This is a genomic window from Micromonospora sp. C81 (assembly GCF_018070425.1).
Taxonomy (GTDB): Bacteria; Actinomycetota; Actinomycetes; order Mycobacteriales; family Micromonosporaceae; genus Micromonospora; species Micromonospora zamorensis.
Map to the genome: position 1 here is coordinate 143,949 of NZ_JAGPXS010000015.1, position 19,367 is coordinate 163,315.

Below are 19,367 nucleotides of genomic sequence, written 5' to 3' on the forward strand. Positions count from 1 at the left end.
GCACCTGCTCGATGCTGGACACTTTCGCTTGGTACTGTGCGTCACTGGTCATGTGAACCATGACACAGTGCCCCCACAGTCCGGAGAACCCGATGTGCCAGCACCAACCGACCTGCCCCTCTGCTGAAGCCACCGATCGGGAAGCCGCGCGAGTCCTCGCTTGCTTCCGTGAGCAGGGCTGGAGCCTGCTCTGCAATGGTGTCATCGTCTTCGAGGACACCGGCGAGCTGCTCCCTGACGGCAGCAGCATCGCACCGCACCGTGGCCCCGCCCGTCACGCCCTCGTCGCCTGATCGACCACTCAGAGTCACCGAATAGCCGCCGTCGACCCAGGCTGGTCCCCCGGTAAGGGACACCGAGCCCAGGTCGCAGCGGCTGCCGGGGCGGCCAACACCGCCCGCCCCGGCTCGCCGTCGTTCGTCCTCGAACGCCCCCGGCGTTGTCAGTCCTCGAACGCCCCCGGCGACGGGCACGAGCAGACCAGGTTCCGGTCGCCGTACGCGCCGTCGATACGCCGCACCGGCGGCCAGTACTTCCCGGCCCGGTCCACCCCGGCCGGGTACGCGCCCACCGACCGCGGGTACGGGTGCGGCCACTCGTCACCGCTGACCATCGCCGCGGTGTGCGGCGCGTTGGCCAGGGGGTTGTCGGCCGCCGGCCACTGCCCCGAACCCACCTGCTCGATCTCCGCCCGGATCGCGATCATCGCGTCGCAGAACCGGTCCAGCTCGGCCAGGTCCTCGCTCTCGGTCGGCTCCACCATCAGCGTCCCCGCCACCGGGAACGACATCGTCGGCGCATGGAAGCCGTAGTCGATCAGCCGCTTCGCCACGTCGTCGACGCTGACCCCGGTCGCCTTCGTCAACGGCCGCAGGTCGAGGATGCACTCGTGCGCCACCAGGCCCTTGTTGCCGGCGTACAGCACCGGGAAGTGTCCCCGCAGGCGCGCCGCCACGTAGTTCGCCGCCAGGACCGCCACACCGGTCGCCCGGGTCAGCCCCTCGGCGCCCATCATCCGCAGGTACGCCCACGGGATCGGCAGGATCCCCGCCGACCCGTACTTCGCCGCCGAGATCGCCAGCGTGGAGTCCGCGTGCGCGCCCAGCGGGTCACCGGGCAGGAACGGCGCCAGGTGCGCGCGCACCGCGACCGGGCCCACGCCGGGGCCACCGCCGCCGTGCGGGATGCAGAACGTCTTGTGCAGGTTCAGGTGCGACACGTCCGCGCCGAACTTGCCCGGCTTCGCGAACCCGACCAGGGCGTTGAGGTTCGCCCCGTCGACGTACACCTGACCGCCGGCGTCGTGGACCTTCGCGCACAGCGACGCGATGCCGGTCTCGTACACGCCGTGCGTCGACGGGTACGTCACCATGATCCCGGCGAGCGCGTCCCGGTGCTTGTCGATCTTCGCGTCGAGGTCGACCAGGTCGACGTTGCCGTCGTCGTCGCAGGCCACCACGACGACCCGCATGCCGGCCATCACCGCCGACGCCGCGTTCGTGCCGTGCGCCGACGACGGGATCAGGCACACGTCGCGGTGCGACTCACCCCGCGAGGCGTGGTAGGAGCGGATCGCCAGCAACCCGGCCAGCTCACCCTGGGAGCCCGCGTTGGGCTGCACGCTGACCGCGTCGTAGCCGGTCACCTCGGCCAGCCACGACTCCAGCTGGCCGATCATCTCCCGGTACCCGGCGGTCTGCGCGTCCGGCGCGAACGGGTGGATGTGCGCGAACTCCGCCCAGCTGATCGGCTCCATCTCGGTGGTCGCGTTCAGCTTCATCGTGCACGACCCGAGCGGGATCATGCCCCGGTCCAGGGCGTAGTCGAAGTCCGACAGCCGGCGCAGGTAGCGCAGCATCGCCGTCTCGGAGTGGTGGCTGCGGAACACCGGGTGGGTGAGGAAGTCACTGGTGCGGGCCAGGTCGACAGGCAGGGCCGCGTCCACTGCCCCGTCGAACGCGGGCACCCCGAACGCCGCCCACACCTGCGCCAGGTGCGCGAGCGTGGTGGTCTCGTCGCAGGACACGCCCACCCGGTCGGCGTCGACCAGCCGCAGGTTCACGCCCCGCTCGGCGGCCGCCGCGACGACCTGCGCGGCCCGGCCCGGCACGCTGACGGTCACGGTGTCGAAGAACGCGACGTCCGCGACGTCCACGCCGCCGGCGCGCAGCCCGGCCGCGAGCCGCGCCGCCATCTGATGGGTACGCCCCGCGATGTCACGCAGCCCGTCCGGGCCGTGGTAGACGGCGTACATGCCGGCCATCACGGCGAGCAGCACCTGCGCGGTGCAGATGTTGCTGGTCGCCTTCTCCCGCCGGATGTGCTGCTCGCGGGTCTGCAACGCCAGCCGGTAGGCCGGGTTGCCGTCCGCGTCGCGCGACACCCCGACCAGGCGCCCGGGCAGCATCCGCTCCAGGCCTGCCCGCACCGCCAGGTAACCGGCATGCGGCCCACCGAAGCCCATCGGTACGCCGAAGCGCTGGGTGGTGCCGGCGGCGATGTCCGCCCCGATCTCGCCCGGCGCCCGCAGCAGCGTCAACGCCAACAGGTCCGCGGCGACCGTGACGAGAGCCCCGGCGGCGTGTGCGGCCTCGACGAGGGCGCTGTGGTCCCGGACCGTCCCGGACGCCCCCGGGTACTGCAGGTGCAGGCCGAAGAACTCCGCCGGCACCTCGTCGCGCTCGACGTCGACGACCCGCACCTCGATGCCCAGCGGCTCGGCCCGACTGGCGATGACCGCGATGGTCTGCGGCAACGCGTCGGCGTCGACCACGTACACCCGGCTCTTGCTCTTGGAGGCCCGCCGCGCGAGGGTCATGGCCTCGGCCGCGGCGGTGCCCTCGTCGAGCATGGAGGCGTTCGCGGTGGCCAGGCCGGTCAGGTCGGTGACCATCGTCTGGAAGTTCAGCAGCGCCTCCAGGCGGCCCTGGCTGATCTCCGGCTGGTACGGCGTGTACGCCGTGTACCAGGCCGGGTCCTCCAGCACGTTACGGCGGATCACCGCCGGGGTGTGCGTGCCGTGGTAGCCGAGACCGATCATGGAGACGGCGACGGTGTTGCGGGCCGCCAGGGCGCGCAGCTCGGCGATCGTCTCGGCCTCGGTGGCCGGGTCCGGCAGGTCGAGGGTGCCGTGCCAGCGGATCACCTCGGGGATCGCGGCGTCCATCAGCTCGTCGATCGAGCCGTGCCCGACGACCTCCAACATCCGACGCTCGTCGTCGGGGCCGGGACCGATGTGACGGGTGGCGAACTGCTCTACGGTCATAGGAGGCACTCCCGGGGCGAGGTCGACGTGTCGGCCTCCCCCTCTGTCGCACCCCAGGGGGCGCTCCACAGTGCCTGCCCACGAGGTCCTTTTGCCTGAGAGGTTCCGGGGAGGATTTGCCCCTTCGGCGCCGCCCTGCGTGCTGTCGGGCGGTCTCTCCCACGTGGGTGTTACCGGCGCTCCCAACGCTACCAGCGCCGGTGTTTCCCGCAGATGTCCTACCCCCGGCCCCCGTGCCCGCCGTTCAGACCCCGACCGTCGCCGCGTTGCCGGCGACCCGGGCGGCCAGCTCCGGCAGCAGCGCACCCAACGGGGCGTCGACGCACACGCTGGCGTGTGCGTCGCCCCGCGTCGGACCCTGGTTGACGATCGCCACCGGGATGCCCTGTTTCGCCGCCCGAATCACGAAACGTCGCCCCGACATCACCGTCAACGACGACCCCAGCACCAGCAACGACCGGGCCTGCCCCACGGCCGCGAAGCAGCGCGCCACCCGCTGCGGCGGCACCGTCTCGCCGAAGAACACCACGTCGGGCTTCAACATGCCGGTGCCGCAGATCCCGCAGTCCACCGGCCGGAACGCCGCCACCTGCTCGTCGGGGAGATCCACATCACCGTCCGGGTTGACCGCGGCGACCCGGGCCACGAAATCCGGGTTGGCCTCGCGCAGCCGCCGGTCCAGTTCCTCCCGGGAGGTCAGGTTGCCGCAGTCCAGGCAGGTCACCTCGTCGAGGCGACCATGCAACTCGATCACCGACGTGCTGCCGGCCGCGCCGTGCAGACCGTCGACGTTCTGGGTGATCACCGCGTCGACCAGCCCGGCCCGTTGCAGCCCGGCGACCGCCCGGTGCCCGGCGTTGGGCGCCGCGCCCGCGATCAACCGCCATCCCAGGTGGCTGCGCGCCCAGTAGCGCCGCCGGGCGAGGGGGTCACGGGTGAACGCCTGGAACGTCATCGGGGTGTGCCGCCGGGCCACCCCGCTGGGCCCCCGATAGTCGGGGATGCCCGACTCGGTGGACAGGCCCGCACCGCTGAGCACCACCACCCCACCACCGGCCACCAGCGAGGTCAACGCGTCGAAGCTCTCCGTCACCCCTCCATGCTGCCTCAGCGCACCCGCCGACGCCGAGCCCTCACCCCGGCGGGAAGCGCCGCGACGTCTACACCGCCACCATGTCGGCGACGACGCAGGCGATGTTGTCCGGCGCACCCTCGGCCCGCGCCAGGTCCATCAACCCCCGCACCGTCTGCTCGGGATCGGTGGCCGCGCCCAGCACCGCGCACAGATCGGCCCGGTCGACGACGGCGGACAACCCGTCGGAGCACAGCAGGTACCGGTCACCGGGCAGCGCCGTACGGAGCGCGAGATCCGCCTCGACCTGCGGACCGGCGCCGAGGGCACGCACCAGCATCGCCCGCTGCGGATGCGTGGCGGCCTCAACGGGGTCGAGGCGACCCTGATCCACCTGGGCCCGCACCCACGTGTGGTCCTGCGTCAACAGCGACAGCTCACCGTCGCGCAACAGGTACGCCCGGGTGTCACCGACGTGCACGAGGGCCAGTTGGGAGCCGCTGCGCAGCAACGCGGTCAGCGTGGTGACCGGCTGATGATCGTCGGTCGCCAACCCGCGCACCGCACGGTCGGCGTCGGCGACCGCACCGGCGAGCATCGTCAGCAGCTCCACGGCCGGCGCGTCCGTGAGCTCCAGCGGCCTGAGGGCGTCGATGGCGGCAGCGCTCGCGTCCGCGCCACCGGCCCCTCGCATCCCGTCGGCGACGGCGAGCAACCGCTGGCTGGCGTACGCGGCGTCCTCGTTGCTGTCGCGCACGGCACCGGTCTCACAGTCGGAGGCGTAACGGACGGCAAGGGTGGGGTTCGGTGATGACACGGTGGTGCTCCCTCCGGACAGATGATCCACGAGGATGGTGGCGAGCCGGGCGCGCGCCGCGGTGTCGGCGGTGACCTGCCGCCAGTACGCGGTGATCGCCTCAGCCGCCGCCGCGGGCGCCAACCCACACACGGTGCGGATCATGGCCAGCGGCATGCCGATGCGACGCAGCTGGGCGACCAGCCGGGCCAGCGGCACCTGGTCCGGATCGTAGAGCCGGTACCCCGACTCGGGATCGACCGCCGCCGGCAGCAGCACCCCCACCTGGTCGTACAGGCGCAGGGCCTTCGGTGTCAGTCCCGCCGCCTGGGCGAACGCCCCGATGGTCAGCAGCCCCACGTCGGCTTCCTCCTCGTGCCGGTCACGGCGACCGACAGGCACCAGACTGGGCCTTGACCAAAGGTCAACGTCAAGACCCGGACCGCGCGCTTCGGGTTGGGACGCCTTGTGCCGCACGTGCTGGCGGCACCGCCGGTAGTTTGGTCATATGCGAGTCGTCATCGCCGGAGGTCACGGCAAGATCGCCCTACTGCTGCAACGTCACCTCGCCGGGCGCGGTGACACCCCGGTGGGTCTGATCCGCAACCCCGAGCAGGCCGCGACACTGCACGCCGCCGGAGCCACCCCCGTCGTCTGCGACCTGGAACACGCCGACGTCACCGAGGTCGCCGCGCACCTCGACCGCGCCGACGCGGTGATCTTCGCCGCGGGCGCCGGCCCCGGCAGCAGCGCCGCCCGCAAGGACAGCGTCGACCGGGGGGCCGCCGCGCTGCTCGCCGACGCCGCCACCCGCGCCGGTGTCCACCGCTACCTGCTGGTCTCCTCGATGGGCGTGGACGACCCACCGGCCGCCGGCACCGACGACGTGTGGGCGGCGTACCTGAGGGCGAAACGCGCCGCCGAGGACGACCTGCGCGGCCGCGACCTGGCCTGGACGGTGCTGCGACCCGGCCAGCTCACCGACAACGAGCCCACCGGGCGGGTCACCCTCACCCGGCACGCCGGCCGTGGCGCGATCAGCCGCGCCGACGTCGCCCTGGTCCTCGCCGCACTGCTGGACACACCCGGCACCGCCGGTGCGACCCTGGAACTCGTCGACGGGCCCACCCCGATCGCCGACGCCGTCCAGGCCGCCCACGCCTGACGGGGACAGCGCCGCCCGCCCCGGGCTGCTAGTCGCCTGCTCCAGCCGCTGCCAGGAAGATGTTCGCCATCGCAGCGGCAAGATCTTTGGGGTTCTGCGCGGCCTCGGCCCGGCCGCCGGTTGTCTCGGCGACCGCGCGCAACGTGTCCAGGTCCGCGCTTTCGCCGATGCCGATCGAGAACACCGGCACCGGGGGCTGGCTCTGGGTGAGCTGCTTGAGAAATTGCGCCTTGTCCATGGCATGGGGTGAGTTTCCGTCTCGACCGTCGGTCAAGACGACGACGATCGCCCTGCGATCTGGCCTGATCTTGGTTTGCATATACTCCACGGCGTCGAGCACCGCCTTATACAGCGGCGTTCCGCCATCAGGAATAGGAGTGTATGCCGCAATCTTTCGGCCGACGGCTTCGCGACGCGTTTCGCTCTTTACGGTGCCGGTGATGGGCCCTAGGGGAACAACCACCTCGGTTGGCGGGCTTTTCGCAGTTGGCGTGCCAAAGAACCACAATCCGAGTTCCGTGTCATTGGTGAACGTCTGCGCGGCGACAGCGCCGAAGGACCGAAGCAGCGTCGCCTTGGTCTCGGTGCGACCCGGCCCGACGACCACGGGAGCGGCCATGGAGCCTGAACGGTCGACGACCACGAGCACCCGAAAGCGTTCCGGTAGGTAGCGGGACCATTCGGCCGCTTCCAGGCCCAAGCTCACGTCTGCGACCGCCGTCGGCTCGGCGATCTTCAAGGGCAGACCCTTGGGTACGCCGACCCGAGGCGACGGCCCCCCGAAACCGGTGAGGCGAAAACCTGCGGCCACCAGGGCGTTGCTGGTGTCCACCGATCGCAGCGCCCCAATGAACTGGGTGAGCAGCCGGCGCTGCACGGCAGTGGCGGTGGACTGACCTGCGATCGCCACGGGGTAGTCAGCCTCGACCGCGATGTCGGTGGCATACAGGTTCAGCACTGGATTGTCCCGGCCATCGTTGTGCTTCCAGAGCTGCTGCTCGAGCACCAGGAACATCCCGAGGTCGGCAAGGGCCTTTCTGTCGCCGCCCTGCTCGGCGGCGACACGTAGCAACTCACCGGCCGACGCGTCCGCGTCGAGCAGCCTGCTGCGCAGCGCGAGGGCCCGAAGCTTCGCTACGCCGGGCTCGGTTCCAGGCACGGCCGCGGCGGCCTGCACCGCCACGAAAGACAGCAGACCGGCGGTGTCCCGGGTCGGGTCACCCATACTGAGCTTGACCGACCCTCCCACGACACCGCTCAACAACGTCGCCCACGAAAAGCCGGATCGGGCCCAGGGCGAACCAGCCACACCCGCGGGCGCAGCAAGAACCACAGGAGACCGTGCCAGGGAGTCGTCGTGGATGGGGTAGACACGCCGGTCCGGGTCGACGCTGTCCAGCCAGATGCGAGACGACGGGATCCACACCTGCAGCCCTTCCGGCGCACCCTTCTGTGCCGTGATCGCCGGATCTTCCCCGACGACATCCACCGCACCGCAGACATCACCCATCTTTCCCACCGCCGCTGCCACCGCAGGCACAATCTCGGGGGCCACGACGACGCGCAGGGACTCCGCGCCCTTCCCGCAGGACGAGCCCGGTGACAGCTTGTCCATGATCCCCGCGTAATTCGTCGTGGCGGCGACTACCAGTCCCGCGACAACGACAGAGGTCAGCACAAGAAATCTGTTCCGGAGCCGAGGCCGGCGACGATGGCGTTGCGGAGGCTCAACCCCGCCCAACTCCGCACCACGCTGGCCATGACGATTGGTAGTCACCGACGAACGATCCCTGCCACCACTATCGGTAGTCATGTCTTCTCTCACAGTTGCAAACGCGCGCGAATTTCGGCCGCCTGAACGAGCGGTAACTGATCTTCGCGTAAAGTTACTTCACAGGCGACAAGGGCCTGAAAGCGGTCGCCGAAACTGCACCTGTTCGCATTTGAACAGATAGCGTCACACTGTCTATGTCGATTCCGACAGATAGCGTCATGCTGTCTATGTCGATCCACGACAAGCGGAATGCGCCATGTGGGCCACCGGCCCCGGCTACGCCCCGGCTCTGAAAGACCCGGGCAGCGCCACAGCAGCTCCCTCGATCTTCATGCCCTCGCGGACCCACCTCGAACTCGGCGGTTCGTCGTTCCCACCCACCCCGGAGCCGGGGTGAGGTCCGGCAGAAGCGGACCCCACCCCGGCGGCGTCACCGCTGCTGGTGCCGCGGCAACGCCGACTGCCCCGCCGTGCCCCCCACGAAGGGCGCACCCGGCGTCTCCGCGGCGATCCGGTCCATCGTGCGGGCCAACTGCTCACTGCCATCGTCGAGATGCCGCGCCGCCGCCTGCATGTGCGACACCATCATCTCGCCGAAGATCCGCAACGCCTCCCGGGTGGCCACCGTGTCGTCGAAGCTCGGCCCCGCCGCGCTGCGATACTCCGCCACCGCCCGTTCCGCCTCCTGCTTCGCCTCCGCCTCCGCCGCATGCAGGTAACTCTCGTACTGCACCCGGGCGTACTCGGCGACCCGCCGCGCGTAGTCATGCGCCTGCGCGATGATCTGCTCCGCCTCCCGCTGCGCCGCGGACAGCAGATTCACCTCCCGCGCCGCCGGGACCTTCGCCGCCGCCCCCGTACTCGGGATCACCCCGTGCCGGTGCAACTCCACCCGGTCGGTCAGCCGCTCGTTCTCCGCCCGCAACGTCGCGATCTGCGTCGCCAACAGGTCCAACTCGTCGGCCACCTGCATCCGGAACCGGTCCACGTCGGCGTTGTCGTAACCACGCCGGGCGAACGACGCGGCGCCGAACTCCCACCGCCGAACCCGGTCGGCGGTCATCCGCACCTGCACACCACCGGAAACCTGCATCCCGTCATACCGACTGATCGGGGTCGCGCTCACCTGTCCGCCCCTCCGATCGCGACTGCGGGACCCGCAAGCTCACCTCTCGCGCTCACCTGAGCCCACCTCCCGAAGTGTCACCGGCGGTCGTCTCCTGCACCGCCGTGCGCCAGGCCGCGCCATACCACTGCGCGCCCAGGCCCTCGTGGTGCACCTGACCCGCGTGGAAACCCGCCTGGGCCAACGTCCGCACCGCATGCGAAACCATCTCGTCGGACCCGCACACGAACACGTGCCGGGAACGCCAGTCACCGTCGGCCAACGCCCGATCCACCGCGTGCACGAACTCCCCCGGCCGGTGCACGTCGGCACCCACCACGTAGGTCACCGTCAACCACGGGTACGACGACGCCAACTTGTCGATCGCCTCGCTGTCATAGAGCTCACTGCGGGAACGGGCCCCCACGTAGAGATCCACCCGCCGGCGGGAACCCTCCGCCGCGACCTGCTCCACCAACGCCTTCACCGGCGCCCAGCCCGTCCCCGCGGCCACCAACAAAAGGTCACTGGAACCCGCCGACCACAACCCCAGCCGATCCCCCACCGGCGCCGCCAGGTGGATCCGATCCCCCACCGCCGACCCGTACACCAACCGAGACGACACCGCCCCACCCGGCGCGGCCCGCACATGCAACTCCAACGTGCCGTCCGCACGCGGCGCGTTCGCCGGCGAGTAGTACCGCCACGACCGCACAGCCGGATGCGACACCCCGATCGACTGACCCGGAGTGAACGGCAACAGATACTGCGGGCGCACCGTCAACACCGCCACGTCGAACGCCCGCCGCTCGTGGGCCACGATCTCCGCCACCCACCACGGCGGGTTCACCGCCTCGGCGGCCTGCGCGGCCTCCGTCATCACCTGGGCCACCAACCCGTACGCGGCCGCCCAGTCCGACGCCAACTCGTCGGTCCACTGCTCGGCGAGGAAATGCTGCAACGTCGCCAACAGCGCCTCACCGACCGCCGGGTAGTGCTCCGCGCGGACCGCGAACTTGCGGTGGTCCGCACCGAGGTCCTGCAGGAAACCCACCAGGTGCTCCACCTGGTCCACGTTCGACACGATGTGACCCAACGCCGTCACCAGGCGATCCCGCTGCCCGGCCATGTTCGTGGGGAACATCTGCCGCGTCTCGGGATGAGCGAGGAACAACGTCGAGTAGAAGTAGAGCGGCACCTGATCACCGTGCCCGGCGACCACCGACCAACTCTGCTTGAGCCGGGCCGCGTCCACGCTCAGACGCCCGACCGGTTTCCGCGGGACACCACCTGGTCCTGCACCTGCCCCAGCACCGTCTGCACGTCCGCCAGGATGTCCGCCGGCACACCCAACTCGGTCAGCGTCGCCACCAGGTGCCCACCGACCATCGCGTAGTGCTCCACCGGGATGTTCAACGGCTGGTGCGCCTCCGCCAACCCACGACCGGCGTACTCGTCAGGGCCACCCAGCACCGTGGTCAACATCAACGTCAGATGCCGCCGCTGACCCACCATGTCCACATCGGAGAAGTAACCCGCCAACTCCGGGTCGACGAGCACCTTGTCGTAGAACAGGTCAACGGCCGCCTTCACCGCGCTGGCACCGCCAATGCGGTCGTAGTGCGAGGCGGGCGCGGTCTCTTCGGTAACCGTCACGGTCATTCCTCCGGGGGGTGAAGGGGCCAGAACCGTGTCGGACCATAGCGTGTCAACCGCCTCCGGTCAGTGCCCCCTTATCGGGTTCCCGACAACACGAAGACACGCTGCGTCACCACTACCGATGAGTATCTCCACAAGGAGCCACCACAACGACACCCACAGTGTCCACAGTAGACAACAAGGCCTGGCGAACCCGCCCACCGTCACCGACGGTCGCGAATAAAACGAACCGAAAGAAAACCCGGAACCCGCCAACGCCCCCGGCGCTCAGCCAGCCCGCCGCCGCGCCCGCCGCGCCGCCAACTCGTCACCGACCGGATCCGACTCGGACGCCGCCGCCGGCTCCACCGGGCCGCTCGTCGCCGGCTCCGCCGGCAGATGCGACAACGACCCCTGGATCTCCTTGAAAGCCCCACCGATCGCGATCCCGAAGACACCCTGGCCACCCTGCAACAGGTCGACCACCTCCTCCGGAGACCGGCACTCATACACCGTCGTCCCATCGGAGATCAGCGTGATCCCGGCCAGATCCTCCACACCACGCGACCGCAACGCCTCGATCGCCTTACGGATGTTCTGCAGAGAAACCCCCGCGTCCAACAACCGCTTCACGACCTTCAACACCACCAGGTCCCGGAACGAATACAACCGCTGCGTCCCCGAACCCGAGGCGTCCCGCACGCTCGGCACCACCAGCGTCGTCCGCGCCCAGTAATCCAACTGCCGGTAACTGATGCCCACCGCGTGGCAGGCCGTCACACCCCGGTAGCCAACCGAACCCTCACCCTCAGCCACCCCATGAGGCGACGAGGCACCAGGCTCATCGAACTGTCCACCCGGATCAGAATCCCGCGGCTCGTGCATCCGGACAACCTCCCCGTCAGTGTGGCGACGCGTCGTTTCCGGGACGCGCACCCCTCGACATGGCAACCCTAACGCCACCGCCAGGGGTTACCAGGGAGGAACCGACGCGACACGCCGCGCAGCCACCGAGAAAGATCACCAACCCGCCCGCAGCATCACCCACAGTGACACTTCAAGGCGCAGAGCCCAGGCCCACCTCAGCCCGCGAAATCCTCCGGACGCACCTGCTCCAGGAACTCGCGGAACTTCTCCACCTCGTCCTCCTGCTCGTCAGGGATAACGATCCCCGCCTCGCTGAGGACCTGCTCCGAACAACGAATCGGCGCACCGACACGCAACGCCAACGCGATCGAATCGCTCGGCCGCGCCGACACCCGCACCCCATCACCGATCAACAGATCCGCGTAGAACACGTTCTCCTTGAGCTCGGTGATCTCCACCGCCTGCAAGGGCGCCTTCAACGCCGCCAACACATCCCGCAGAAGATCGTGGGTCAACGGCCGGGCCGGCTTGACCCCCTGCTGCTCGTAAGCGATAGCCGTCGCCTCGACCGCGCCGATCCAGATCGGCAGATAGCGGTCACCCTCGACCTCCCTGAGCAGGACGATCGGCTGGTTGCTGGGCAGCTCCACCCGAACTCCGACCACGCTCAGCTCGCGCACCGCCGCCTCCGTGTCGTTGTCACCTACGCCGCACCGCGCCCTTCCCTGCACGGTACACGGACCGCGACACGGCCGTCCCATGCGCTACAGCACCACGCCCGCGCCAGAAAGGGGTTACCCCGGCAAGCCTACGGCACGCTTCCCGGAAGAGATCTTTCCGCTCAGCCGCCACCCACCGGGCACATCACCGACCCAACGTCGACCGCAAACCCACCCGCACCAACGCCGCGTGCAACTGCTCCGACAACGCCACCAACTCCCGCGCCATCTCCGCCGCACGCGCCCGCGCCGCCGGATCACTCTGCCGCGCCAACGGCGCCACCAACTGCGCGAACAAACCAACCTCACGGTCAGCCGCAGTCCGGTAACCCCGCAGATGCCGCGGCTCCAACCCGTACGACGCCAACCCCGCCACCGCCGACGCGATGATCAACGCGTCCGCGTCATACCACCCCGGCGGGTCCGACACCAGCACACCGAGCCGCTCCAACTCCACCAACGTCGACTCGTCGATCCCACTGCGCGCCACGAGATCCGCCCGGCCGAGCCGCACCTGCGACGACTCGGCCGGCTCCGCCAACTCACGGCCCGGCACAGCACCATCGGGACCAACCGCCACCAACGCCGGCCGCGACCGCCCCGGCTGCTCACCGGACGAATCCCACTGCGCCAACTGCTCACGGATCACCCGCAACGGCAGGTACTTGTCCCGCTGCGCGGTCAACACGAACCGCAACCGCGCCACATCGTCCCAGCTGTACTTCCGGTAACCCGCAGCCGTCCGCTGCGGCTCGACCAGACCCTCAGCCTCAAGAAACCGCAGCTTCGAAATCGTGGTGTCCGGGAAATCCACCCGCAACTGCCCGAGCACCTCACCGATGCTCATCAGCGGCTGAGACCGGGCCGCACCGGGTGACGTGGAGGCCGCAGGCTCGTTCACCCCCGGCCGGCCTCCTCCTCCGGGCGCGGACCGGCGATGAACACGACCCGGAACTTACCGATCTGAACCTCATCACCATTACTCAACGTGGCTGCCTCGACGCGCTCACGATTCACATAGGTGCCGTTCAAACTACCCACGTCCCGCACCGTGAACGTGCCACCGTCACGGTGGAACTCCGCGTGCCGACGCGACACCGTCACGTCATCGAGGAAGATGTCACTGTCCGGATGCCGGCCACTGGTCGTCACATCGTGGTCCAACAAGAACCGGGCACCCGCATTCGGGCCTCGACGAACCACCAGCAGCGCCATACCCGGCGGCAACGAACCGGACATCCGGCTCGGCACCACATCGGTGTCCGGACCCTCCAGCACTTCGTCGAGCGAACCGAGATTGAGCGTCGAAGTGACGTCGAGCGGGGGGAACTCGTCGTCTGGCCGCGTCATGGGACCACCTCACGGATCTGTTCGGTCGGCGTCGGGTAATGGCGGGTCTGGCCGCCGGGCACTTGAACACCCGGCGGCTGGCTCCCCGTGCCCGGGAAGGCAATTCCGCAACGCTCAACTATTGGGTTCTCGGTCGACTGGGCGAGCCTAGCCAGCGCCGAAATGCAGGGCAACCGGACGCGCGCAGACAACCCACGCGCCGGATCAAGCACACTCAGCCTTCGGTGATCTTCTGATACGCGCCGGCCGTGAGCAACCCGTCCGTCGCGGTCGGATCATTCGGCGTGATCTCCACCAACCAACCCTCACCGTACGGATCAGTGTTGATCAGCTCCGGCGTGTCACCCAACGCCTCATTGCGGGAAGCGACCGTACCAGCGACCGGGGCGTAGATCTCCGACACGCTCTTGGTCGACTCGATCTCACCCAACGAGTCACCGGCCGCGACCACCGCACCCGCCTCGGGCAACTGCACGTACACGATGTCACCCAGCGCGTCCTGCGCGAAGTGCGTGATGCCGACCCGGATCGAACCCGTGCCGTCACCCGCCACCCACTCATGCTCGGCGGTGTATCGCAGATCCTCGGGAATCACCAGACGCGTCCTTCATCCATCGGTGCCCCGGACCACCCGGATCCGGCGCGGCCGCGCCGGTCAGGAGACCGGACGGGCGTGTTCCAACTTGATCGGCACGTGCAGCGCCGAAACCTCGGCAACCTCACGCTCCCCAAACGTCACGTTACCGCCGACACCACGGACCGACGCCACCACCCCACCAGGAATGTTCAACGCCGTGCGCATCGTCGCCGGATCACCAATCACCGTGATCGTGAACGGCGCCGTCAACCGACGCCCCTCCACCACCAACGACCCGTTGTCCCCGTCGAGGAAGTACGTCGACGCGATGATCCGCACCGACGCCCCGTCACCGCCGGAAATCTGCATCGCCTCCGCGCCAGCGCCCCGCAGCTCCTGCACCGCGTCCAGCACCCGATTCGCCGAGATCGGCTTGGCACCGGCGTCGAACCGCACCGTCAACCCCGGCCCGACCGCCGGCAACGTGCCCGCCAGGATGCCCAACTCGTCCGCCCGCCGCGTCGCCTCGTCCAACGCCGCCTGACGCCCCTGCTCACCCGACTGCAACTGCCGCTGACTGTCCTCCAGAGCCCGGATGTCCTGCTGAAGACGGTTCTCCCGCGCATCCAGATCCGACAGGATCCGGACCAGGTCCTCCTGGCGCGTCGCACCCAACGTCGGATCCGTCGACGTCGTCTTCAACTGCACCACCAACGTGAAACCCAGCAACGCCAACAACGCGGCGATCATCACCCCGGCCGTACTCCACCGGGACCGACCCGCCGCCGGCGCCGCCGACTCACCAACCGGCTCACCCAACCCGTCGGAACCCGCAACCGGCTCCCCCGACCGCGGCACCGCGCTCAGGTCCACCGTCGCACCGTCGTCGACCGGCTCCACCGCCGGCTCATCCTCCACCGCCGGCTCATCGACCGGCTCGCGCTCCGCCGGCCCCTGCGGCGCCAACGGGCTCAACTCGTCCGGATCCGGCGCGTCCGGACGAGGATCCGGCTCACCCGCCGGCCCACCCGGCCGCGCCGGACCCGCAGGCTGCGGCCACCCCGTCCCCGTGTCGGTCTGCTCGTCACTCATCGCAACCCAACCTACGCCCGGAACAGGTGCCGGCGGATCGCCGCCACGTTGCCGAAGATGCGCACACCCAGCACCACCACCACACCGGTGGACAACTGCCCGCCCACCCCCAACTGGTCACCCAGATACACGATCAGACCAGCGACCAGCACGTTGGAGATGAACGACACCACGAACTGCTTGTCGTCGAAGATGCGGTCCAACCTCGCCCGCACCCCACCGAACACCGCGTCCAACGCGGCCACCACCGCGATCGGCAGGTACGGCTGCAACGCCGCCGGCACCGTGGGATCAAGCCACACACCGAGCACCACACCGGCGAGCAACGCCAGCACCGCGATCATCGGCCACCTCCGGAGGGGCTAACGGTCGTCGTCGGACCAGACGACCCAGGACTGCCGGAACGGACACCCGACGCGGAAGGGCTCGGACTGACCGACGGCTTGGCGTAGCGTAGCTGCGGCTCCGGAGCCGCCGGCAGGGTGAGGTCATCCGCCTCCCGCACACCGAACGACAACCCGGTCTTCTGCGCGACCTCCCGCATCAACGCCGCGTTACGACTGTCCTCGAACTTGCGCCGCATCGAACCCGGCCCGATCGCCGACACCTCGTACGGCCCGGTCACCGGCCGGAAATCCACCAGCATCGCCTCACCCGCCGACCGGATCGTCGACGTCGACGTCAACCGCTGCCCGTTGATGGAGACCGCCTCCGCGCCGGCACTCCACAACGCGTTCGCCACCCCCTGCAGATCGCTGTAGAGCACCCGCGACGGCCCAGCGCCAGCACCGGTCACCACGTCGGCCTTGTCCGGAGCATCCGCCAACCGCACCACGACACCGTCGCCGCGCACCCGACCCAGCCCCGTGCTCGCCTCCATGTCCCGCAACCGGGCGGCGGCCGTCCCGCTCAACGCCGCGTCGCGCTGTCGGCTGACCTCCTCGCGCAGCTGATCCGCGCGCGTGGACAACCGGTCGGTCTGGTTCTCCCGTTCCTTGATCTGCGCCACCAGGCCGGAACGGGCCTGGCTGCGCCCCGGCTCGTCCGCCATCGTCTGCCGGTACGCGACCGCGAACAGGAAACCGAGCATCACCAGCACGACCAGACTGACCGACCGCGTCGGCCAGGCCCGCCATCCCGCGGCGCGCCCGGTGGACGCCGACCGCTGACGGGCAGCCGCCGCGTCCGCGTAGCCCGGGTCCAGGGGGTTGCGGAACAGTTCGGTGAGGAAATCCGGCGCGTACACCCGGTCCTGGCGGGGCTTGCCCGGTTCGGGCGCGCTCACGCCGCCGCCCCCGGGCCGCGCGCCGCACGCACCAGCCGAGCCGCCTGCACGACGTACATCCCACCGGCCACCCAGTAGAGCACCAGCCCCCACCAGGCCAGCCCCCAGCCGATCGCGGCCATCGCCGTCGACGCCGCACTCCACTCGGTGGCCAACAGCAGCACCGGGAACGCCGCGAGCAGCAGGAACGTGGCGGTCTTGCCCACGTAGTGCACCGGCGGCGGCCCGTAGCCGTAGCGGCGCAACACCGCCAGCGAGGCGAGCAGGAGCAGCTCACGGGCCAGCAGCGCCGCCGTGAACTGCCACGGCACCACCTCCCGCGCGGTGAAGGCGAGCAGGGTGGCGAGGATGTAGAGCCGATCGGCCAAGGGGTCGAGCAGCTCACCGAGTCGGCTCACCTGGCGCAGTCGGCGGGCGATCCAACCGTCGACCCAGTCGGTGGTGCCGCCGATGGCCAGCACGATGATCGCCGCCACGTCGGCCCGCTCGACCAGGAACAGGTAGAGGAAGAGCGGCACGCCCAGCAGCCGCCCGAAGCTGATCAGGTTGGGCAGGGTGAGCACCTGGTTGCCGGGAGTCTGGTCACCGGTGTCCGGCGGTTGCTCTGCCCGAGCCGGCCGACGCGACACCGATCCTCCTCCACGGCACGTGGGCCCCGAGCCGACGTCGAGCGTGGCTGAGGGTCGTACGCGCTGTCGGGCCGGCCACCGCCGGCTCCCCCTGCGGCCCCTGGCGGGGCCCTCCCCTGATGCGGCCCGCGATCTCGATGATCGCGGGCCGGGTAAGTGCGCTGTCACTATATCGGGCTTGCCCCAGCGTCCCGGGTGCCGCCGTGCGGCGTCCGGCTGAGGCTCTGCCGCTCTGTGGCGTGGATCACCACGCGTAGAGCGTCCTAGGATACTAGTGGAAGGCGGGGCGTGCTCATGCCGTCTGCGCTGCGGGATCGGTCTGCTGCTCGGGCACCGACTGCGTCGCCGCCCGGCCGAACGCGAGCAACGCCAGCAACAGGTCGTGCTGCATCCGCGCCGGCATCCGATCCAACACCGCCTGCACCGCCCGCTGCCGCCGCTCGGCCAACTCCCCCAGCAGGGTCAGCGCCGCCGCGGTCGGCACCAGTCGCACCTCACGCCGGTCGCGTGGATCCGCCACCCGACGCAACAGCCCGGTCGCCTCCAGCCGGTCACAGAGGCGACTCGCCGACGACGGCACCACGTCCAGCAGCTCCGCCAACCCGTTGACGTTTGTCTCCTGCCGGCTGCTGATCAGCGCCAGCACCCGCAACTGGGTCGGCGGCACCTGGTGCCGCGACGCGGCAGAGTCGAGAACGGCGATCAGTGTCTCGGCAGCCGCGTCGATCGCCGCGGCGAGATCCGCAGGTCGCTCCACCCGATGTCCCCTGCCGTCGTCGCGCTGCTGACCGCCCAGCCGGGCGGCGGCCACCCTCACCCGCCGCTCCGCCCACGCGGACCGTGCCAGTCCAGACAGACCACGACGGCGTCGTCGCGCAGATCGGAATCCGCGTGGTAGGCGTGCAGTTCGCGCATCACCGTACCAACCGCTTCGGCCGCTGGCTGCAACCGCGTGGCGCGCAGGGAACGCGCCATCGCCCGGTCCCCGTACGGTTCCCGACCCGCCGGCTCGGCGGCCCACACCCCGTCGCTGACCACGAAGAGGCGCTCACCGGGGGCGAGTTGCAACTCCTGCAGCTCGTAACGAGTTTCCGCGAACATGCCCAGCGGCATCTGCTGATCCAGCTTCACCGGCTCCACCACGGACCCCCGCACCCGCAGCATGTGCGGGGAACCGGCATCGACAGCCCGTACCTGACCCGTGCGGATGTCCACCTCCAGCAGCAGGGTGGCCACGTACCGGCGACCCCGGTGTTGGTAGAACACGGTGTCCGAGGCCAGCTCGGCCTGCTCCACCAGGCCCCCGCCGGAGCGGCGCGCGTTACGCATCGCGTTGACCGTGACCGAGGTCAGCATCGACGCGGTCAGACCGTTGCCCTCGCCGTTGAGCACCGTCACGGTCAGGCGGTCGCCGTCCAGGGACCAGTCGAAGTGGTCCCCACCCACCGTGTAGGCAGGTTCGAGTTGACCGGCCAGATCGAACGCGTGGTGCGCCACACTGCGGCCCGGCAACAGATCCCACTGCATCTCGGCGGCCATCGTCATTCGCTCGCGGCGGCGCGCCCGCCGGTAACGGTCGGTCTCCCGGTCCGCCGCACGCATCGCCACCGCCAGGGCGCCGGCGATGTCCGTCGCCCGGCCCGTGACGGCCGGGTTGGCCACGTCGGGAAGCTCGATCAGCAGCACACCCAGCCGTTCCCCCCACACCGTCAACGGCAGGTAGAGCCGGCACGGGCCATCGCCGTCGCGCACCGGTTGCTGGCTGCTGAAACACCGCTGAGCCACGGTGTGACAGGCCAGGAAGCCCGCCGCCGGCAGATCCGGATCCAGCAGCGGCCAGAGCCCACTGATCCGGTAGTCGGCGACGAACACGTCGGTGCGCAGCGCGCCCATCGTCGACCGGATCACCCGGTCCGCCGCCTCCGCCAGTTGGTCGGGCGGGGCATCGCGCAGTGCGCGCGACACCACGTCCGGCACGTCAACCATGCTCGTCCTCTCCAGAAGCTTGCTACAGGGCAAGCATCATACGGACG

20 protein-coding genes and 1 riboswitch are annotated in these 19,367 nt (G+C 69.9%); of the genes, 2 read left to right on the forward strand and 18 right to left on the reverse strand.

What is annotated here, in order from left to right; translation table 11 throughout:
* The first annotated feature begins 92 nt into the window (after positions 1-92).
* Positions 93-293 (forward strand): DUF5999 family protein, encoded by a 201-nt coding sequence (locus KBX46_RS23315; RefSeq protein WP_007460326.1) that lies wholly within the window; start codon positions 93-95, stop codon positions 291-293.
* A 149-nt stretch (positions 294-442) separates the two neighbouring features.
* On the opposite strand, the gene gcvP is transcribed toward KBX46_RS23315, so the two are convergent.
* The 3 genes from gcvP to KBX46_RS23330 all read right to left on the reverse strand — a co-directional run bounded on the left by gcvP (position 443) and on the right by KBX46_RS23330 (position 5,493).
* Entirely contained in the window at positions 443-3,265 is a 2,823-nt protein-coding gene (gene gcvP, locus KBX46_RS23320) for an aminomethyl-transferring glycine dehydrogenase (protein ID WP_210794057.1), read from the reverse strand.
* Between the two features lie 73 nt (positions 3,266-3,338).
* Positions 3,339-3,437: riboswitch (glycine riboswitch) on the reverse strand.
* Positions 3,438-3,509: 72 nt separating this feature from the next.
* Positions 3,510-4,358 carry an NAD-dependent protein deacetylase gene (locus KBX46_RS23325; protein WP_210794058.1) on the reverse strand — a complete coding sequence of 283 codons (849 nt, stop codon included), beginning with the start codon at positions 4,356-4,358 and terminating at the stop codon, positions 3,510-3,512.
* A 67-nt stretch (positions 4,359-4,425) separates the two neighbouring features.
* Positions 4,426-5,493: a MerR family transcriptional regulator gene (locus KBX46_RS23330; protein WP_210794088.1), complete on the reverse strand. Its 1,068-nt coding sequence runs from the start codon at positions 5,491-5,493 to the stop codon at positions 4,426-4,428.
* Between the two features lie 148 nt (positions 5,494-5,641).
* On the opposite strand from KBX46_RS23330, the gene KBX46_RS23335 reads away from it, so the two are divergent.
* The gene (locus KBX46_RS23335) at positions 5,642-6,298 is read left to right on the forward strand and encodes an SDR family oxidoreductase (RefSeq protein ID WP_210794059.1); all 657 of its coding nucleotides are present in this window, start codon (positions 5,642-5,644) and stop codon (positions 6,296-6,298) included.
* 28 nt (positions 6,299-6,326) lie between these two features.
* Here the strand turns inward: KBX46_RS23335 and KBX46_RS23340 are convergent, their stop codons facing one another.
* The 15 genes from KBX46_RS23340 to KBX46_RS23410 form a co-directional block, all read right to left on the reverse strand.
* Entirely contained in the window at positions 6,327-7,913 is a 1,587-nt protein-coding gene (locus KBX46_RS23340; RefSeq protein WP_210794060.1) for a substrate-binding domain-containing protein, read from the reverse strand.
* A gap of 589 nt (positions 7,914-8,502) precedes the next feature.
* Positions 8,503-9,198 (reverse strand): DivIVA domain-containing protein, encoded by a 696-nt coding sequence (locus KBX46_RS32945; RefSeq protein WP_088948238.1) that lies wholly within the window; start codon positions 9,196-9,198, stop codon positions 8,503-8,505.
* Between the two features lie 52 nt (positions 9,199-9,250).
* Positions 9,251-10,432, reverse strand: a complete 1,182-nt coding sequence (locus KBX46_RS23350) for a globin domain-containing protein (protein ID WP_088948239.1) — start codon at positions 10,430-10,432, stop codon at positions 9,251-9,253.
* Positions 10,433-10,434: 2 nt separating this feature from the next.
* A complete protein-coding gene (locus KBX46_RS23355; RefSeq protein ID WP_210794061.1) occupies positions 10,435-10,833 on the reverse strand; it encodes a group 1 truncated hemoglobin in 399 nt (132 codons plus the stop codon).
* Between the two features lie 270 nt (positions 10,834-11,103).
* On the reverse strand, positions 11,104-11,700 hold the full coding sequence (locus KBX46_RS23360; protein ID WP_088948241.1) for a MerR family transcriptional regulator: 597 nt from the start codon (positions 11,698-11,700) through the stop codon (positions 11,104-11,106).
* Between the two features lie 197 nt (positions 11,701-11,897).
* A complete protein-coding gene (locus tag KBX46_RS23365) occupies positions 11,898-12,362 on the reverse strand; it encodes a bifunctional nuclease family protein (protein ID WP_088951760.1) in 465 nt (154 codons plus the stop codon).
* 184 nt (positions 12,363-12,546) lie between these two features.
* Positions 12,547-13,248 (reverse strand): MerR family transcriptional regulator, encoded by a 702-nt coding sequence (locus tag KBX46_RS23370; RefSeq protein ID WP_172862197.1) that lies wholly within the window; start codon positions 13,246-13,248, stop codon positions 12,547-12,549.
* 50 nt (positions 13,249-13,298) lie between these two features.
* Complete coding sequence (locus KBX46_RS23375; protein WP_007071101.1) at positions 13,299-13,751, reverse strand: FHA domain-containing protein; 453 nt, start codon at positions 13,749-13,751, stop codon at positions 13,299-13,301.
* 214 nt (positions 13,752-13,965) lie between these two features.
* Positions 13,966-14,346, reverse strand: a complete 381-nt coding sequence (gcvH, locus tag KBX46_RS23380) for a glycine cleavage system protein GcvH (RefSeq protein WP_088948243.1) — start codon at positions 14,344-14,346, stop codon at positions 13,966-13,968.
* A 60-nt stretch (positions 14,347-14,406) separates the two neighbouring features.
* A complete protein-coding gene (locus KBX46_RS23385) occupies positions 14,407-15,420 on the reverse strand; it encodes a DUF881 domain-containing protein (protein ID WP_099853676.1) in 1,014 nt (337 codons plus the stop codon).
* An 11-nt stretch (positions 15,421-15,431) separates the two neighbouring features.
* Positions 15,432-15,764, reverse strand: a complete 333-nt coding sequence (locus tag KBX46_RS23390; RefSeq protein ID WP_030327710.1) for a small basic family protein — start codon at positions 15,762-15,764, stop codon at positions 15,432-15,434.
* Positions 15,761-16,705, reverse strand: a complete 945-nt coding sequence (locus KBX46_RS23395) for a DUF881 domain-containing protein (protein ID WP_210794062.1) — start codon at positions 16,703-16,705, stop codon at positions 15,761-15,763. Before KBX46_RS23395 ends, KBX46_RS23390 begins: the two co-directional genes overlap by 4 nt.
* Entirely contained in the window at positions 16,702-17,334 is a 633-nt protein-coding gene (locus KBX46_RS23400) for a CDP-alcohol phosphatidyltransferase family protein (RefSeq protein WP_088948246.1), read from the reverse strand. The genes KBX46_RS23395 and KBX46_RS23400 overlap by 4 nt, the downstream gene beginning before the upstream one ends.
* 292 nt (positions 17,335-17,626) lie before the next feature.
* Positions 17,627-18,091 (reverse strand): MarR family winged helix-turn-helix transcriptional regulator, encoded by a 465-nt coding sequence (locus KBX46_RS23405; RefSeq protein ID WP_088951761.1) that lies wholly within the window; start codon positions 18,089-18,091, stop codon positions 17,627-17,629.
* Positions 18,092-18,147: 56 nt separating this feature from the next.
* The gene (locus tag KBX46_RS23410; protein ID WP_088948247.1) at positions 18,148-19,320 is read right to left on the reverse strand and encodes a PP2C family protein-serine/threonine phosphatase; all 1,173 of its coding nucleotides are present in this window, start codon (positions 19,318-19,320) and stop codon (positions 18,148-18,150) included.
* Positions 19,321-19,367: the final 47 nt, after the last annotated feature.

Bases quoted from the DNA above. Each gene is read 5' to 3' on its own strand.
- KBX46_RS23315 (WP_007460326.1), top strand. From the start codon at position 93: ATGTGCCAGCACCAACCGACCTGCCCCTCTGCTGAAGCCACCGATCGG.
- gcvP (WP_210794057.1), bottom strand. From the start codon at position 3,265: ATGACCGTAGAGCAGTTCGCCACCCGTCACATCGGTCCCGGCCCCGAC.
- KBX46_RS23335 (WP_210794059.1), top strand. From the start codon at position 5,642: ATGCGAGTCGTCATCGCCGGAGGTCACGGCAAGATCGCCCTACTGCTG.
- KBX46_RS23340 (WP_210794060.1), bottom strand. From the start codon at position 7,913: ATGGACAAGCTGTCACCGGGCTCGTCCTGCGGGAAGGGCGCGGAGTCC.
- KBX46_RS23360 (WP_088948241.1), bottom strand. From the start codon at position 11,700: ATGCACGAGCCGCGGGATTCTGATCCGGGTGGACAGTTCGATGAGCCT.
- KBX46_RS23370 (WP_172862197.1), bottom strand. From the start codon at position 13,248: ATGAGCATCGGTGAGGTGCTCGGGCAGTTGCGGGTGGATTTCCCGGAC.
- KBX46_RS23375 (WP_007071101.1), bottom strand. From the start codon at position 13,751: ATGACGCGGCCAGACGACGAGTTCCCCCCGCTCGACGTCACTTCGACG.
- KBX46_RS23385 (WP_099853676.1), bottom strand. From the start codon at position 15,420: ATGAGTGACGAGCAGACCGACACGGGGACGGGGTGGCCGCAGCCTGCG.
- KBX46_RS23390 (WP_030327710.1), bottom strand. From the start codon at position 15,764: ATGATCGCGGTGCTGGCGTTGCTCGCCGGTGTGGTGCTCGGTGTGTGG.
- KBX46_RS23410 (WP_088948247.1), bottom strand. From the start codon at position 19,320: ATGGTTGACGTGCCGGACGTGGTGTCGCGCGCACTGCGCGATGCCCCG.